The 16,036-nt window shown below is 43.0% G+C and carries 18 protein-coding genes; 15 read left to right on the top strand and 3 right to left on the bottom strand.

The window, feature by feature from the left end:
- Positions 1-4: 4 nt before the first annotated feature.
- Genes aroE through AWH49_RS03360 form a run of 6 tightly spaced genes read left to right on the top strand, consistent with a single transcriptional unit; the run spans position 5 to position 3,338 of the window.
- The gene (aroE, locus tag AWH49_RS03335; protein ID WP_063964630.1) at positions 5-838 is read left to right on the top strand and encodes a shikimate dehydrogenase; all 834 of its coding nucleotides are present in this window, start codon (positions 5-7) and stop codon (positions 836-838) included.
- A 2-nt stretch (positions 839-840) separates the two neighbouring features.
- The gene (gene yhbY, locus AWH49_RS03340; protein ID WP_018393997.1) at positions 841-1,134 is read left to right on the top strand and encodes a ribosome assembly RNA-binding protein YhbY; all 294 of its coding nucleotides are present in this window, start codon (positions 841-843) and stop codon (positions 1,132-1,134) included.
- A 14-nt stretch (positions 1,135-1,148) separates the two neighbouring features.
- Entirely contained in the window at positions 1,149-1,703 is a 555-nt protein-coding gene (locus AWH49_RS03345; RefSeq protein ID WP_280512811.1) for a nicotinate-nucleotide adenylyltransferase, read from the top strand.
- Entirely contained in the window at positions 1,690-2,259 is a 570-nt protein-coding gene (gene yqeK, locus AWH49_RS03350; protein WP_034286171.1) for a bis(5'-nucleosyl)-tetraphosphatase (symmetrical) YqeK, read from the top strand. The genes AWH49_RS03345 and yqeK overlap by 14 nt, the downstream gene beginning before the upstream one ends.
- A 15-nt stretch (positions 2,260-2,274) precedes the next feature.
- Entirely contained in the window at positions 2,275-2,610 is a 336-nt protein-coding gene (gene rsfS, locus AWH49_RS03355) for a ribosome silencing factor (RefSeq protein ID WP_034286792.1), read from the top strand.
- Positions 2,607-3,338 (top strand): class I SAM-dependent DNA methyltransferase, encoded by a 732-nt coding sequence (locus AWH49_RS03360; RefSeq protein WP_063964633.1) that lies wholly within the window; start codon positions 2,607-2,609, stop codon positions 3,336-3,338. Before rsfS ends, AWH49_RS03360 begins: the two co-directional genes overlap by 4 nt.
- Positions 3,339-3,391: 53 nt before the next feature.
- Here AWH49_RS03360 and AWH49_RS03365 read toward each other — a convergent pair whose 3' ends face one another.
- A complete protein-coding gene (locus AWH49_RS03365; protein WP_034286169.1) occupies positions 3,392-4,234 on the bottom strand; it encodes a pyrroline-5-carboxylate reductase dimerization domain-containing protein in 843 nt (280 codons plus the stop codon).
- Between the two features lie 87 nt (positions 4,235-4,321).
- Between AWH49_RS03365 and AWH49_RS03370 the strand changes: the two genes are divergently transcribed.
- The 3 genes from AWH49_RS03370 to AWH49_RS03380 all read left to right on the top strand — a co-directional run bounded on the left by AWH49_RS03370 (position 4,322) and on the right by AWH49_RS03380 (position 7,776).
- Complete coding sequence (locus AWH49_RS03370; RefSeq protein WP_063964634.1) at positions 4,322-4,960, top strand: helix-hairpin-helix domain-containing protein; 639 nt, start codon at positions 4,322-4,324, stop codon at positions 4,958-4,960.
- Positions 4,961-5,051: 91 nt separating this feature from the next.
- A complete protein-coding gene (locus AWH49_RS03375) occupies positions 5,052-5,471 on the top strand; it encodes a deoxycytidylate deaminase (RefSeq protein WP_034286166.1) in 420 nt (139 codons plus the stop codon).
- Positions 5,472-5,484: 13 nt separating this feature from the next.
- On the top strand, positions 5,485-7,776 hold the full coding sequence (locus AWH49_RS03380; protein WP_063964635.1) for a DNA internalization-related competence protein ComEC/Rec2: 2,292 nt from the start codon (positions 5,485-5,487) through the stop codon (positions 7,774-7,776).
- A 39-nt stretch (positions 7,777-7,815) separates the two neighbouring features.
- On the opposite strand, the gene AWH49_RS18920 is transcribed toward AWH49_RS03380, so the two are convergent.
- A complete protein-coding gene (locus AWH49_RS18920; protein WP_018393988.1) occupies positions 7,816-7,947 on the bottom strand; it encodes a YqzM family protein in 132 nt (43 codons plus the stop codon).
- A 215-nt stretch (positions 7,948-8,162) separates the two neighbouring features.
- On the opposite strand from AWH49_RS18920, the gene holA reads away from it, so the two are divergent.
- Positions 8,163-9,182, top strand: a complete 1,020-nt coding sequence (gene holA, locus AWH49_RS03385) for a DNA polymerase III subunit delta (RefSeq protein ID WP_018393987.1) — start codon at positions 8,163-8,165, stop codon at positions 9,180-9,182.
- Positions 9,183-9,212: 30 nt separating this feature from the next.
- Here holA and rpsT read toward each other — a convergent pair whose 3' ends face one another.
- Positions 9,213-9,467, bottom strand: coding sequence for a 30S ribosomal protein S20 (gene rpsT, locus AWH49_RS03390; RefSeq protein ID WP_018393986.1), 255 nt, complete (start codon positions 9,465-9,467; stop codon positions 9,213-9,215).
- A 181-nt stretch (positions 9,468-9,648) separates the two neighbouring features.
- Here rpsT and gpr point away from each other — a divergent pair, with 181 nt between their 5' ends.
- The 5 genes from gpr to hrcA all read left to right on the top strand — a co-directional run bounded on the left by gpr (position 9,649) and on the right by hrcA (position 16,036).
- A complete protein-coding gene (gpr, locus tag AWH49_RS03395) occupies positions 9,649-10,650 on the top strand; it encodes a GPR endopeptidase (RefSeq protein WP_018393985.1) in 1,002 nt (333 codons plus the stop codon).
- Positions 10,607-11,794, top strand: a complete 1,188-nt coding sequence (gene spoIIP / locus AWH49_RS03400) for a stage II sporulation protein P (RefSeq protein ID WP_082862651.1) — start codon at positions 10,607-10,609, stop codon at positions 11,792-11,794. The genes gpr and spoIIP overlap by 44 nt, the downstream gene beginning before the upstream one ends.
- 91 nt (positions 11,795-11,885) lie before the next feature.
- Complete coding sequence (gene lepA / locus AWH49_RS03405; RefSeq protein ID WP_018393983.1) at positions 11,886-13,715, top strand: translation elongation factor 4; 1,830 nt, start codon at positions 11,886-11,888, stop codon at positions 13,713-13,715.
- 59 nt (positions 13,716-13,774) lie between these two features.
- A complete protein-coding gene (gene hemW, locus AWH49_RS03410; RefSeq protein ID WP_063964636.1) occupies positions 13,775-14,911 on the top strand; it encodes a radical SAM family heme chaperone HemW in 1,137 nt (378 codons plus the stop codon).
- 90 nt (positions 14,912-15,001) lie between these two features.
- A complete protein-coding gene (gene hrcA / locus AWH49_RS03415; RefSeq protein WP_018393981.1) occupies positions 15,002-16,036 on the top strand; it encodes a heat-inducible transcriptional repressor HrcA in 1,035 nt (344 codons plus the stop codon).

Raw genomic sequence — 16,036 nt, forward strand, 5'->3', positions numbered from 1 at the left:
TCAGATGGAAAAATTGTATGGAATAATCGGGGATCCAATTGGGCATTCAATGTCGCCGGTGATGCAAAATGATGCCTTTACATCACTTGGAATGGATGCACATTATCAGCCATTTCACATTATGAGAGAAAATTTGCCAACAGCCATCAAAGGCATGAAGGTGCTCGGTGTTGCGGGATTTAACGTAACCGTGCCGCACAAAACAGCAATTATACCCCTTCTGGACGAAGTAGATCCGCTGGCCGCTGCGATTGGCGCCGTCAATACAGTCGTGAATATAGAAGGACGCTTTATTGGCTATAATACAGACGGTGAAGGGTTTATTCGTGGTTTGCATGAAGAGTATGGCCAGTCTGTTTTGGATAAACGCATTTTAATTATTGGTGCAGGCGGCGCAGCGCGAGCTATTTATTACACACTCGGACAGCAGGGTGCTAAACAAGTTGATATTGCGAATCGTACGCTTGATAATGCGCTTCAGCTAAAAGAGCGCTGTCCATACTTGGTTGAAACAGCTGCTTTTACAATAGAAGAAGCAGAAAAGAACTTAGCTAATTACGATATAATTATTCAAACAACGTCTATTGGCATGTCTCCGAAAGTAAACGCGTCACCGATTCAATTAACGAACATTCGCTCGGCTGCTTTTTTATCAGACATTATTTATAATCCTGCGGAAACATTGATTATGAAAGAGGCTAGAGAGCATGGTGCGCGTGTACAAAATGGTATGAAAATGTTTGCATACCAAGGAGCGCTTGCGTTTGAAAAATGGACAGGCACATTTGCAGATCCGAAACGGATGATGAAAATAGTGCAAGAAAGACTTGGAGGATAAACATGTTAACAGGAAAACAAAAACGATTTTTGCGTGCAGAAGCGCATCATATTACACCTATTTTTCAAGTAGGCAAAGGCGGCGTGAATGATAACATGACGGCGCAAATTGCGGAAGCACTTGAAGTACGCGAACTAATTAAAATTAGCATTTTACAAAACAATGAAGACGATAAACATGACGTTGCAAAAGCACTTGCAAAGGGCGCAAAAGCAGAGCTCGTTCAATTAATTGGCCATACGGTCGTCCTGTATAAAGAATCAAAAGAAAACAAAAAAATCGTCTTGCCGCGATGAGAAAAGTCGGGATAATGGGCGGAACATTTAATCCGCCTCATATCGGACATTTAGTGATAGCAAACGAAGTGCTGCATGCGTTAGATCTTGATGAAGTGCGGTTTATGCCGAACTCGGTACCGCCGCATAAAAAGTTAGACGGTCATGTAAGCGATGAAGAAAGGCTCCGGATGACAGAACTGGCGATAAAAGGAAATGAGCTTTTTCGGTTGGAAACAGTTGAAATAAACCGTGCCGGTGTTTCGTATACAATTGATACGATGAGGGAATTAATGATGAAAGAACCGGATGCGTCATTTTATTTTATTATTGGCGCAGACATGATCGAATATTTGCCGAATTGGCAAGAGATTGATGAATTAGTCCAAATGATCAATTTTGTCGGTGTGAAGCGTCCAGGCTATTCGACAGAGACCCCATACAGGGTTACTCTTATTGAGACGCCAGAAATTCATCTGTCATCCACTATTCTGCGTAAAAGAGCAGCAAATGGAGACTCGCTTTTGTATTTACTACCAGATGGTGTCATTCGCTATATAGAGGAGAATGGTCTTTATGGAGCAGAGTAAAGCGCTTGAACTTGTCAAAGCACAGTTGACAGATAAAAGGTATGAACACACACTCGGTGTAATGGAAACAGCGGTCCAGCTTGCTCAAACATATGGAGCAGACATGAAAAAAGCGGAACTAGCGGCTATTTTTCATGATTACGCGAAATTCCGTCCGAAAGAAGAAATGAAGCAGTTATTAATCGAGGAAAAGATGGATGAACGATTGCTGCGCTTTCATCATGAATTGTGGCATGCACCGGTGGGAGCATTTCTTGTTCAAAAAGAAGTGGGTATCATGGACGAAGAGGTATTATCAGCAATTCGCTGGCATACGACTGGACGCCCAGGTATGACGCAATTAGAGAAAATCGTTTATCTTGCTGATTACATTGAGCCGGGCCGCCGCTTTCCGGGAGTAGATGATGTTCGTGCTTTGGCTGCTCTTCATTTAGATAAGGCAGTCCTTGCCGCTGTGAAAAATTCAATCTTTTTTTTAATAAGCAAACAACAACCGGTATTCCCGGTGACAATGGATACGTACAATGAACTTATTCAGAATGGAGACGATGTTTAATTGACAGAACAACAAATGATTTTACATGCAGTGATAAAAGCAGCAGATGATAAGCGGGCGGAAAACATTACCGCACTGGATATGGAGGGAATCTCGCCAGTTGCTGATTACTTCGTTATTTGCCATGGTAATTCCGACAAGCAAGTGCAGGCCATTGCCCGTGAAGTAAAAGAAAAAGCAGAAGAATTTGGCGTAGGCATTAAACGTATGGAAGGGTTTGACGAAGCACGCTGGGTATTAATTGATATTGGCGATGTCGTCGTTCATGTTTTTCACCGTGATGAGCGCGTGTATTACAATTTGGAACGTCTATGGGGCGATGCACCGCACATTGATGTTTTAACGTCATGAGTTACAATCGGTTTGCGTCTGTCTATGATTCGCTTATGCAGGACGCACCGTACGATGAGTGGACAGCAATGCTATGTTCAGAAGCACAGGCAGGACGCCTGCTCGATATTGGCTGCGGGACAGGGGAACTGTCTATCCGTTTTGTGCAAGCAGGATTTGATGTGACAGGTATTGATTTATCTGACGATATGTTAGCGATCGCCCGTGAAAAAGCAGATGAACAAAAGCTGTCTATTCCACTATATCAACAAGATATGAGAGAACTTCACGGTATCGGCCTATTTCAAACGGCGGTTATTTTTTGCGATTCGCTTAATTATTTAGAGACAGAAGATGATGTGAAAAAAACATTTCAATCCGTGCATAATCATCTTGAAAAGGGCGGATTGTTTTTATTTGATGTGCATTCTACACATAAAATCAATCACGTATTTCAATCACAGACATTTGCGGATGCGGCGGAAGATATTTCGTTTATATGGAATGCTTTTCCCGGAGAAGCATCAAATAGTGTTGAACATGAATTAACATTTTTCGTACAAACAGAAAACGGCTTATATGAGCGATTTGATGAGCTTCATCAGCAGCGTACATTCCCGCCTGACTTGTATAAAAAGTGGCTGAATGAAGCGGGTTTTACGATCGAAGCAGTCACCGCTGATTTTACAAATGATGCACCAACAAATAAATCAGAAAGAATTTTTTTCAAAGCGAAAAAGAGCAGCTAAACAGCCGCTCTTTTTTTGCTTTGTAAAGAATTTGTAAAGAAGAAGGACATGAGTTAATCTTGTCGAATTGATGTATCAATGCCAAAAGTGGCAGATGCCTCTTTTCTGTCTTCAGCGGCTTTTTGCTGCGTCATTTTGCATAGCGATGAAAACAGGTCGCCCGCAAACTCTTCGATGACCAGAATTCCGCGCCCTGTCACACCGCCTTTAGCGGCAGTCCGCTCTGTCAGCATCTCCAATGACCAATTTTTCTTTTTTAACAACTCTCCAAGACCAATCATCATATGCACCGACATTTTTTCTGCCTCTTCATCTGTGAGCCCATATTTCATTGCCTCTTTTGCGTACATGTTTGCCATTTTAGAAAAGAAAGCAGGCCCGCAACCCGTTAAATCAGATGCCGCTCGGATCATCTCATCGTTCGTTTCAAATGAAGCACCAGCCAAATTATTTAATAAACGGATGATTTTTTTCTGCCAGTCTATTCCACACGAGTCGCCAAATGAATAAAGGATGCCACCGGCTGAAACGGTGTTCGTGACCGCAGGAATGACACGTGCACACGAGCAAGGAAGAACGGATTCCATCTGTGCTGTTGAGACCGCACTTGCAGTAGAGATGAGGCAGTGATCTGCTGTGACGTATGGAGCAATAGATTCAAGAAGAGGCTTTAAATCCGGCTGGCGAACTGAAATGAATAACAGCTGTGTCTGTTCAGCTACTTGTTTTACGTTTTGGCAAACGTGAATACCTGGAAAAGATTTTTGTAGTCGGTATGCTTTTTCAATTGAACGATTGTACACGTAAAGAGATTCAGGTGGAATGGTATGGGATGTAATGAATGATTCAGTCAGTACTGTACCGATACTTCCTGTTCCGATAATGCCAATGTTCATGACGTAATCTCCTTCCTAGTTCATCTTTTAACTATACGTACGAAAAAAATGATTTATTCCAGTTGAAAAGGAGGGTCAAACAAGGTAATGAAGCAGCTTATTCACAAGTACAAAATCCCAGCAGCAGGGGGTCTAGCTGTTCTTATGTTTTGGCTGTACGGTTTAATGGAAGAAGAAACGGTACCTCCTGAGCCTGCGCTAGTTGAAGAAGCACCTGTAGAAGTGGTACCAGAAGAAATATCAACTGAAGAAGCGGTACCGGTTGAAGTAGCGATTGATGTAAAAGGAGCAGTCACAATGCCTGGCATTTATATGATGACGAGTGATCAAAGGGTGAATGACGCGATTAATAAAGCAGGTGGGTTGATGGAAACAGCGGATGCTGCAGCGGTAAATTTAGCACAAAAAGTGCAGGACGAGATGGTCATTTATGTACCGACAAAAGGGGAAGGTGTGCCGCCAGTCATCGCTTCATCTACCCCGGGAGGAAACGGTGCAGCATCCGCAAAAAGTAGTGAGTCAGCAGAAGGTACTCTCATTAATATTAATGAGGCAGATTCATCCGGTTTACAAAAACTTCCGGGTGTAGGGGAAGCGAAAGCACAAGCGATAATCGATTACAGGGAAACGGAAGGTCCGTTTGCGGCCGCGGAAGAATTGAAAAACGTGTCGGGAATTGGAGACAAAACATTTGAAAAGCTAGAGCCGCTCATTACGGTGCAATAAGCAAACATGAATTTGACGGAACTCAGGATTTGTCGCTAAACTAAAAGCAGAAACCGGTCAAGATCGGAAAAGACAGAAAAGAGGGTTTTTTATGGAAAGAAAAAGCTGGGATGAATATTTTTTAACGATTGCAGAGGCCGTTGCCACACGTTCTACATGCAACCGGTTAAATGTCGGATGCGTCATTGTCAAAGATAAACATATCGTATCGACTGGATATAACGGCTCGATTCACGGGCATGAACACTGCGATGAAGCAGGATGCTTATTGTCTGAGCAAGGACGGTGTATCCGCTGCCTGCACGCCGAATTAAATGCGGTGCTGCATGCGGAGCGTGACAAGTTAAAAGGGGCTTCAGCTTATGTTACTCATGAACCTTGTGAGAATTGCGCGAAAACACTTGCGCAGGCTGGTATTGAGCGAATTGTGTACCGGAATGCGTATCCAAACAAATGGAACAGTCATTTTTTAAAAGATATTGACGTTTTACACGTACCTTCGATGAATTGAAAGGATGATGTGAATGACGTTTCTTCGGATCGGCGTGGCAGCGCTTTGTTCGGTTTTATACGCGCTTCATGCACCGGGCTTCATTATCTTTTTTTTCTTTATATTATCCGTTACACTTTGGATCGGGGCGGGTCGCCGCGATCGTCTTTTGATGACGGCCGGGCTCCTTCTTTTGTATGGAACCTCTCTGCTTCATGAAGCGCGTCACATATCACAATTTACGGGTAAAGAAGCGGAATGGACTGTTGTTTTTACGGATGCTGTACGGATTGACGGCGACCGGTTAAATGCTGGCGTGAAAGATGTACAGACCGGTGAGCCATTCCGTCTTTCCTATCGAATTGAATCGGAAGAAGATAAACAGCATATTGCGGCTGTCCTATCTCCCGGTTTGACATGCCGTATGAAGGCAGAAGCTAAAAAGCCAAATGAAGCACGGAATGCCGGTGAGTTTAATTACCGGGCCTATTTATCCACTAACCATACCTATTTTATTTTAACTCCGGATTCGATCTCCACGGATCAATGTATCATGAATGATTCCATACGTTATGCGCCGGCTAGATGGCGCACTGCCGCACTTGAACGAATTCATAATCAGTTTCCAGAACCACTTAACGCGACCGCTGCAGCGCTTTTATTCGGCGACCGCTTGTCGAGTAGCGAAGATGCCAATGAAGATTACGAACGGCTTGGCATCGTTCATATTTTATCGATTTCGGGCTTGCATGTTACGTTACTGTCAGGAATGCTATTTTACGGGCTTATTCGCATGGGTATTACACGTGAGCGGGCGAGGATGATCATTTTAATGGCATTGCCGCTTTATGCGCTTTTAACCGGAGCCTCGCCGCCTGTCGTTCGCGCCTGCTTTATGACGGGAGCGATTTTAGCTGCGACATCTTCACATGTACGTCTGAAGCCGGCATCAGCGCTTGGAGGGGTGTTTATCGCTATGATAGTGCTGGATCCTTATCAAGTGTTTCAAGCGGGGTTTCAACTATCCTATACGGTTACATGGGCACTCGTTTTATGCACAGGTGCCATTTTAAAACGGTGCCGGAATGCAGTTGAATTGTCAGTGGCCGTCTCGATTTTGTCACAAATGGCTGCCCTTCCTTTTTTAATTTACCACTTTTCTGAGCTTTCGATTATTGCACCAGCGGCCAACTTATTATTTGTACCGTTTTATTCGTTTGTGATGTTGCCGGCACTTTTTGTTGCATTTGCTCTTTCTTTTCTAATGCCTATGCGGACGATAACGGATCCTTTAAATGTGTTGCTGAAAATGATGGATAGCTTGGCCGCGGAAATGGCGGATCTTCCGTTTGCGGTTCTCGTCACTGGACAGCCGGATGTACAATGGACCATGTATACTGCTATTGTGGTTATTGCATCATTTTTATTGTGGGAAAAGATGAATACGGTCCGGTACAGCTTGTTGATTTGTGGCTTGCTCCTTAGTATCGTGATCGGAATGAGCCGGTTTTCTTCTGAAGGAGAAGTGACCTTTATTGATGTCGGACAGGGGGACAGTATCTTTATTAAGCTGCCGTATGGAAAAGGCACCTATTTAATTGATACGGGCGGGCGTTTGCCTTTTGAAAAAGAACAGTGGACAGAGCGAACACATGGGTTTTCTGTTGGAAAAGATACCGTTGTGCCTTTTTTAAAACGAAAAGGGGTAACCCGACTGGACAAACTTATTTTAACGCATGCAGATTTCGATCATGCGGGTGCAGCAGCTGAAGTGCTATCAGCGATACCTGCAGATGAGATCATTATTTCACCTGGTTCAGGCAGCGTAGATGTCATGGAATCGATATTGGTGACGATTTCGAATGGAAAGATGAATGTGCGTGAAGGGCTGGAAGGAGAAAGGTGGACGAAAGGAGATGCGGTCTTTCAGTTTTTATCACCTGATGACCGAGAATATGAAGGGAATAACGATTCACTTGTATTATATGCGGAAATCGGCGGAAAAAAGTGGCTGTTCACGGGTGATTATGAAGAAGCAGGTGAAAAAGAATTTCTGAAAAAATATGATGTCGATGTCGATTGGTTGAAAGTCGGCCATCACGGAAGCCGCTCGTCGACATCCGCTCGTTTTGTGGAAGCAATCCGGCCCAAATATGCTGTTATTTCTGCTGGAGTAGATAATCGATATGGACATCCGCATAAAGAAGTACTTGAAAATTTGTCGAATGCTGGTGTGAAGGTGTTTAGAACGGATCTGCATGGCGGCATTTCGTATATATTTAAAGGGGACAGAGGAACGATTTCAAGTGCACTTGCGCCAGAATAAAAAATCCGCCTGAATGTAGGCGGATTTTCCGTGCGATAATCAGCTAATAAGCTGAATAACAGCGGCAAGGACAAACATTGCAGAGAAGAAGACGAATGAGACAGCAAAGCCTACTCCGGAGTCAACTGCGTCGTTGCGTGTAGATTGTACATTTTTTTCGAATTCGTTCACAATTACCCCTCCTATTTCAATATAAGTATAGACAAATAACTAAGAAAAATCCAGACTCTGTTATGTATTTCAGCAAGTGTAGACAAAAAATGTACACATTTGTCCTGCACCTTGCGAAATAGGTTTTGTTTTTCTAAAATAAAGAAAGATAAAGTGAAAGAAGACTTAGTGGGGATTTGCCCGTTAATGCGGGATAAATGAATGGAGACGAGTGAATGGATGTATTAAAGGAATTGAAAAGCAGCCGGTTTCGTTCATTGTATTTATGGTATGGACCGGAGCAATATTTTATTGAAGAAGCAAGAAAGCTATTAATTAAAAATGCGTTGGACAGCGATGATGCAGATTTGAATGCCATCTCATTTGATATGACAGAAGTTCCTATTGATCTGGCCATTGAAGAAGCGGAAACGCTGCCATTTTTAGGAGAACGAAAAGTTGTATTTGTTCAAAATCCGATTTTTTTCACTGCTGAAAAATCAAAAATTGAACATGATTTAAAAAAACTGGAGCACTATTTAAATGATCCGTCTCCGTTTACGATTCTCGTCTTTCAGGCTCGTTTTGAAAAACTGGATGAGCGAAAAAAAATAACGAAATTAATAAAAAAACAGGCAGGTGTGTTAGAAGCAAAGCGGCCGGCAGAACGGGAATTGTCAGGCTGGATTAAAAGCAAAGCCGCTGAAGAAGGAGCCATCATAAATGAGGCGGCGATCAATCAGCTATTAAACATTGCAGGATTTCATTTGTCCGTATTGGCAACGGAGATTTCGAAACTAGCGCTGTATGCAGGTGATGAAGGAGAAATTACAGAAGAAGCGGTCACGAAGTTAACAGCACGAACACTTGAAAGTGATATTTTTCGCCTCGTGGATCAGATTGTATCGGGCAAACTGCAGGAGGCATTTCGTATTTATTATGATTTGATTCGTTTAAATGAAGAGCCGTTGAAAATTTTAGCAGTAATTGCTGGTCAGTTCCGGCTCATTTACCAGGTAAAAGAATTATCAAAAAGAGGGTATGGACAGCAGCAAATTGCTGGTCATTTGAAAGTACATCCATTTCGAGTGAAAATTGCATCTGGGCAAAGCCATTCTTTTTCTGAAACGCAGCTTGCATCCATTATACAGTTACTCGCTGAAAGTGATTATGATATGAAAAGCAGTGGAATGGAGAAGAAAATGATTATTGAAATGTTTTTCTTCCGGCTGCAGACAATGATGAAAGCAAAATAAAAAAAGTGTCCATGACGGACACCTTTTTTATTAGTTAGCCAATTTCTTCATAAGACGGCTTTTTTGGCGGTTCGCAGCATTTTTGTGGATAAGACCTTTTGCAGCTGCTTTATCAACTTTGCTGACTGCTTCTACAAGCAGTTCTTTTACGTTATCATCGTTATTAGCAACGGCTGTTTCGAACTTTTTCACTGCACTGCGCATTGTAGATTTAGCATGTGCGTTGCGAGCTGTACGAGTTTGAGCCGTTTTTGTGCGTTTGATGGCAGATTTAATATTTGGCATTCCTGTCACCTCCTAAAGTGGATCGAAGTTTTATTCGTACCCGATTATCATTCATTTATTGAAGTAAACAACAAGAGATATTTTAACAAAGGAATGAGAGAATTGCAATAGGAATCATGTGTAAAGGAATAAACTATTACACTCAGGGCCATACTGATTTAAAAAAAGAGAGGTGCGCAGTATGGAAGAATGGTCAATAAGAACGGATCTGGCGTTGGAATCAGCACTTATAGCTGAGGAAAAGCATGGCAGCAAATTAGATGGAATTATGTCAAAAGAAGAACAGCGGGAAAATACGCTTGTGACAACCGTAACGATCAATGAAGAAGGAGAGAGAATCACAGGGAAACGGCCGGGGCTTTATATAACCGTCGAATCGGAGGACTTACGCGGTTCTGATTCATCACGTCATGCCGCTATTAGCCGTGTATTGGCTGAGGAAATCAAAGTGTTTATTGAATCTGCGGGGCTGAGCCGGGATGCATCGTGTTTAATTGCAGGTCTTGGAAATGATCACGTCACACCGGATTCACTAGGGCCACGCGTCACCGATCGGCTTATTGTGACAAATCACTTATTTAAACTGCACCCGGAACATGTGCAGGAAGGATACCGCCCGGTCAGTACGATTTCCCCTGGTGTAATGGGCATGACCGGCATCGAAACAGGTGATATTTTGCTTGGACTAATAGAGCGTGAAAAACCTGACTTTTTAATTGTCGTCGATGCGCTGGCGTCCCGTTCGATTGAACGCTTAAATGCGACAATACAAATGACAGATTCGGGTATTCAGCCAGGTGCTGGCATTGGCAATAGGCGAAAAGAAATTAGTCGCCAAACAGCAGGTATTCCTGTTATTGCGATTGGGATTCCAACTGTTATTGACGCTGCGACAGTCACACGTGACGCAGTTGAACTTGTTATGAAGCATCTTGAAGAGAAAAGTGGACATGATGATGAAAACTGGAAGCAGGCTTTTTTGGGGAATATTGGATTGCTTGATGAAGATGAAAAGCGACAGCTAATCAGTGATGTTCTCACACCAGCAGGGTTAAACATGATCGTCACACCAAAAGAAGCCGATCTATTTATTCATGGAGCGGCGGCTGTTATTGCAAGCGCATTGAACGAAGCGCTCCATGACAGGCCACCAGAAGAAACGCGTTCTTTTTTTGCAGGCTGAAATTCGGTCTGCTTTTTTCTTTTCTGCATATGTATATAGGACAAGACGTGAAAAGGGGTTGGCACGTATCCTTCTGCAAAAAAAATCAAACGCAGCGATCTGGATCGCCCCAGCATGTGCGGCGCTTATTGTGATGCCTTTTTGGACAGCGGGTTTGTTTACTGTGATGCCTTTTTCGTATCATATTTCTTCCGAATCGATGAGCAGGGCGGCGGCAGAACTTCCGGTCTCTTCTTTTTACCGGCTGCTTACATTTGAAAACAAATCATTTAAAACATCAAAGATGGAGCAGGTGGACACGATTCAATGGGTGGATGCGGCTTTTCATGCGGCATCGAGCATTAGCCTGCGTGATCCACGGACGTTTCTCGGAAAAGAACTGCCGGGATTTTCGATTTATGATGGGCATATTTTAATTGCCGGTGAAGGGACAAACTACACGAATATGCCGATAGAATCGGCGGAGCCAGATCCGAAATCAATTTCGCAGCCACCGGTGAAAGAAGGTCCGGGACAGGCGCCAGCTGCATATGAGAAAAAAATACTTCTTTATTTTACGCATACGTCTGAAGACTTTAGGCCTGCAAATGGACAAGCTCCCATGCATATTGTTGAAGTGGGGGAAATGATTGCGAAAAAAATAGAAGAGAGAAAAATCGGTGTTTCGGTCAATGAAACGGATATCGGCGCGCTTTTAAATAAAAAAGGAAAGAAATACAGCGCCTCATATGAAGAATCGAGAACGGTTGTCGCTTCTGCACAAAAACAGCTGCCGTCACTTGACTATTTGATTGATATTCACCGTGACTCGCAGCTGAAAGACGTGACAACGGCTACAATTAACGGACAGGCAATGGCGAAAACGGTGTTTATCGTCGGCGGTGAACACCCGGGATATGAAGAGAATGCCCGTTTCGCATCAGCGCTTCATGAATTATTTGAAAAATATTATCCTGGACTGTCGCGCGGTGTCATTGTGAAATCGGGAAGCCAAACGAATGGGAAATTTAATCAAGATTTATCCAAAAGAGCGATGTTGATTGAAATGGGTGGCGTGGAAAATACGAGGGAAGAATTGGAACGAAGTGCGGCGGCATTTGCGGATATTTTATCCCGATTTGTAAAATCGGAACAAAATGAATAAATGTCACGTTCAATGTTCGTTGTCAATTGTATAGTGCGCTGATATAATCACATTAGTATACATGTGCCGATAACAGGAGTGAACTATAACAATGAATGATAACGGAAGATTAGAACGGCAGGAGCGAATCCGAAATTTCTCGATTATTGCCCATATTGATCATGGAAAGTCGACGCTCGCAGACCGTATTTTAGAAAAAACAAATGCGCTCACTGCGCGTGAAATGAAAAGCCAGCTCCTTGATTCAATGGATCTTGAACGGGAACGAGGCATTACAATTAAATTAAATGCTGTCGAGCTTACTTATACAGCAAAAGACGGAATTGAATACATTTTCCATCTTATTGATACGCCAGGACACGTCGACTTCACATACGAAGTATCACGCAGTCTGGCAGCATGTGAAGGAGCGATTCTCGTCGTTGATGCTGCACAGGGCATTGAAGCGCAAACACTTGCGAATGTGTATCTTGCTCTTGACAATAACTTGGAAATTATGACGGTCATTAATAAAATTGATTTGCCAGCAGCAGAGCCCGAGCGCGTGCGCCAGGAAGTGGAAGATGTGATTGGACTAGATGCATCGGATGCAGTGCTCGCATCTGCGAAAGCGGGTATAGGTATTGAAGAAATTTTAGAGCAGGTTGTTGAAAAAGTACCGGCACCAACAGGCGATCCGAGAGCGCCGCTTACAGCGCTTATTTTCGACTCGCTGTACGATCCATACCGCGGTGTTATTGCTTATATTCGCGTGGTCAATGGAACAATTAAAGTCGGTGATAAAATTAAAATGATGGCGACAGGCAAGGAGTTTGACGTCACAGAAATCGGCGTATTCACACCGAAAACGACGCCTCGTGATGAACTGACAGTCGGAGATGTTGGGTATTTAGCTGCCGCGATTAAAAATGTCGGTGATACGCAGGTTGGTGATACGATCACATCGGCAAAAAATGGGGCAACCGAAGCACTGGCAGGCTACCGGAAATTAAATCCAATGGTATACTGTGGTCTTTATCCGATTGATGCTTCTAAATACAATGATTTACGTGACGCACTTGAAAAGCTTGAATTAAACGATTCAGCCCTTCAGTATGAACCGGAAACATCACAGGCGCTTGGCTTTGGCTTCCGCTGTGGATTTCTCGGTTTACTTCATATGGAAATTATTCAAGAGCGGATTGAACGTGAATTTAAAATTGATTTGATCACAACAGCACCGAGCGTTATTTATCAGGTGACGATGACAGATGGAGAAGAACTTCGCATTGATAACCCATCTGACATGCCGGATCCGCAAAAAATCGCTCACGTGGAAGAACCATATGTTAAATCATCTATCATAGTCCCTAATGATTTTGTTGGTACCGTGATGGAACTGGCGCAAGGTAAACGTGGTATTTTTATCGATATGCAGTACCTTGATACGAACCGTGTTAGCGTTGTTTATGAAATGCCGCTGTCTGAAATTGTTTATGATTTCTTTGATCAGCTGAAATCAGGCACGAAAGGCTATGCATCATTTGATTATGAGTTAATCGGCTATAAAGAGTCGAAACTTGTAAAAATGGATATTTTACTGAATACGGAAACAGTCGATGCACTCAGTTTTATCGTGCACCGTGATTTTGCATATGAACGAGGAAAAATCATCGTTGAAAAATTAAAAGAACTCATTCCGCGTCAGCAATTTGAAGTGCCTATTCAAGCAGCCATTGGAAATAAAATTGTCGCTCGTTCGACGATTAAAGCTATGCGTAAAAACGTCCTTGCCAAATGTTATGGCGGTGACATTTCCCGGAAACGGAAGCTTCTCGAAAAGCAAAAAGAAGGGAAAAAGCGTATGAAGCAAGTGGGATCGGTTGAAGTGCCTCAAGAAGCATTTATGGCCGTTCTCAAAATGGACGATCAATCGAAATAAAAAGACAAGGTGTCCGTATTTCGGGCACCTTCCTTTATGTACAGAAAGGCGTGAACAGCATGATAAACGCAGCCTATATCCACATTCCATTTTGCCATCACATCTGTCATTACTGTGATTTTAATAAAGTGTTTATGAAAAACCAGCCAGTAGAAAAATATTTGCAGAACCTCGATAAAGAAATGAGTATGGGGGAAAATAAGTCTGGGTATAAGTCGATTTTCGTCGGAGGGGGGACGCCAACATCGCTTGATGAAACACAGCTTCAATATTTTGTGGAATCGATCGCACAACAACTGCCGCTCGCGTCTGGCGGAGAATACACATTTGAAGCGAATCCGGGTGATTTAACACCAGCAAAAATGAGCATTTTAAAGATGGGCGGTGTAAACCGGCTCAGCATTGGTGTACAGTCATTCAATGATGCTCATTTAAAACGAATCGGGCGGACGCATACAAAAAAAGATGTGTTGCAGACGGTGCGTAATGCAGAAAAAGCAGGCTTCGATAATTTGAGCATTGATTTAATATATGGCTTACCGGAGCAGACAGTGGAAGATGCGATTGACACGACGCGTCAAGCACTTGCGCTCGGACTTCCGCATTATTCCGCTTATTCATTGATCATTGAACCAAAAACGGTCTTTTATAATTTAATGAGTAAAGGAAATTTGCCGCTGCCAAAAGAAGAAGCAGAAGCAGACATGTATGAAGCTGTTATGCAGCTAATGTCAGCATCCGGGCTTCATCAATATGAAATTAGCAACTTTGCCCGTCCGGGATTTGAAAGCATTCACAATTTAACGTATTGGAACAATGAAGAATATTACGGGTTCGGTGCCGGAGCACACGGGTATGTAAAAGGCGTTCGATATGCAAACTATGGTCCATTGAAGAAATATATAGAGCCGCTTGAACGAGGAGAATTGCCGCGTATGAGCAGCCAGCAAACGACAAAACGGGAACAGATGGAAGAAGAAATGTTTCTTGGTCTCCGTAAATTGGCGGGCGTCTCGATTGCTGCTTTTCAGAGGAAATATAATCAAAATCCATTGTCGCTTTTTAAAGGAGCAATCAGCAACATGACAGAACGAAATTTGCTGGAAGTAACAGATGAATCAATTCGTCTGACACATGCGGGGAAATTTCTTGGCAATGAAGTATTTCAATCTTTTTTAATTGAACAGGAAATGTGAGCGTACTCATTGACAGACTATCCGAATTTTGATAATTTAAATGTAGATTTAGCACTCGCATAGAAAGAGTGCTAACAGAGGTGATGAAGCATGTTGACAGATCGCCAACTTTTCATCTTACAAATTATTATTGATGATTTTATTCGTTCCGCCCAGCCGGTCGGATCAAACAACCTTGCAAAAAAAGAGGACGTATCGTACAGTCCGGCTACGATTCGGAATGAGATGGCAAATCTTGAAGAAATGGGGTTTTTAGAAAAAACTCATACGTCATCAGGGCGTATCCCATCAGAAAAAGGGTATCGTTATTACGTCGATCATTTGCTCGCACCGGGATCTCTTGCGCGCAGTGAACAAACCGTTATTCATTCTATTTTCACGGATCGGCAAAATGGACTTGAAAAAGCGGTGCAAAATGTCGCAACGATTTTATCGGAGTTGACAAGCTACACATCGATTGTACTCGGTCCAAAATTTAATGATCATAAAGTGAAAAAGTTGCAAATCATTCCAATTGATCGAGAAACAGCTGTCGCTATCATCGTGACCGACACAGGCCACGTTGAAAACCGGCTTTTTTCGCTGCCTGAAAGAATTGAAGCAGCCGATATTGAAAAAATGGTTAATATTTTAAATGACCGCCTAGCAGGTGTGCCACTATTAGAACTTCACGGCAAGCTATACAAAGAAACAGCTGAATTGATGAAGCGGCACCTTCAAAATTATGAAACGGTGCTAAAAATGTTTGCCGAGGCAGCGATCGGCCCAACCACCGGAAAACTGTTTATTGGCGGCAAGACAAATATCTTAAACCAGCCGGAATTCCGGGATGTTGAAAAGGTGCGGCTCGTCATGAATATGATGGAAAAAGAAAGCGACATATACGAACTTGTCCGGCCGACAAAAGCAGGCGTCCGTGTGAAAATTGGCACGGAAAACGCGGAACAAGCGATGGAAGACTGTAGTTTAATTACTGCATCATATTCCGTCGGTGATGAGCCAGTTGGAACGATTGCGATTCTCGGTCCGAAACGGATGGAGTATTCACGTGTGATCACACTCGTTGATTTTTTAAGCCATGACATGACGAACGTGTTAACACGTCTGTATAATACGAGCTCGTAG

Origin of the sequence: Domibacillus aminovorans (assembly GCF_001643235.1) — a bacterium.
Classification (GTDB): Bacteria; Bacillota; Bacilli; order Bacillales; family Domibacillaceae; genus Domibacillus; species Domibacillus aminovorans.

Coding starts and splice junctions, on each gene's coding strand:
- AWH49_RS03380 (WP_063964635.1), top strand. CDS start 5,485: ATGACGTTTCTTCGGATCGGCGTGGCAGCGCTTTGTTCGGTTTTATAC.
- lepA (WP_018393983.1), top strand. CDS start 11,886: ATGAATGATAACGGAAGATTAGAACGGCAGGAGCGAATCCGAAATTTC.
- rsfS (WP_034286792.1), top strand. CDS start 2,275: ATGATTTTACATGCAGTGATAAAAGCAGCAGATGATAAGCGGGCGGAA.
- hemW (WP_063964636.1), top strand. CDS start 13,775: ATGATAAACGCAGCCTATATCCACATTCCATTTTGCCATCACATCTGT.
- AWH49_RS03345 (WP_280512811.1), top strand. CDS start 1,149: ATGGGCGGAACATTTAATCCGCCTCATATCGGACATTTAGTGATAGCA.
- AWH49_RS03375 (WP_034286166.1), top strand. CDS start 5,052: ATGGAAAGAAAAAGCTGGGATGAATATTTTTTAACGATTGCAGAGGCC.
- aroE (WP_063964630.1), top strand. CDS start 5: ATGGAAAAATTGTATGGAATAATCGGGGATCCAATTGGGCATTCAATG.
- AWH49_RS03370 (WP_063964634.1), top strand. CDS start 4,322: ATGAAGCAGCTTATTCACAAGTACAAAATCCCAGCAGCAGGGGGTCTA.
- yhbY (WP_018393997.1), top strand. CDS start 841: ATGTTAACAGGAAAACAAAAACGATTTTTGCGTGCAGAAGCGCATCAT.
- yqeK (WP_034286171.1), top strand. CDS start 1,690: ATGGAGCAGAGTAAAGCGCTTGAACTTGTCAAAGCACAGTTGACAGAT.
- spoIIP (WP_082862651.1), top strand. CDS start 10,607: ATGACAGGCCACCAGAAGAAACGCGTTCTTTTTTTGCAGGCTGAAATT.
- gpr (WP_018393985.1), top strand. CDS start 9,649: ATGGAAGAATGGTCAATAAGAACGGATCTGGCGTTGGAATCAGCACTT.
- hrcA (WP_018393981.1), top strand. CDS start 15,002: ATGTTGACAGATCGCCAACTTTTCATCTTACAAATTATTATTGATGAT.
- holA (WP_018393987.1), top strand. CDS start 8,163: ATGGATGTATTAAAGGAATTGAAAAGCAGCCGGTTTCGTTCATTGTAT.
- rpsT (WP_018393986.1), bottom strand. CDS start 9,467: ATGCCAAATATTAAATCTGCCATCAAACGCACAAAAACGGCTCAAACT.
- AWH49_RS03365 (WP_034286169.1), bottom strand. CDS start 4,234: ATGAACATTGGCATTATCGGAACAGGAAGTATCGGTACAGTACTGACT.
- AWH49_RS03360 (WP_063964633.1), top strand. CDS start 2,607: ATGAGTTACAATCGGTTTGCGTCTGTCTATGATTCGCTTATGCAGGAC.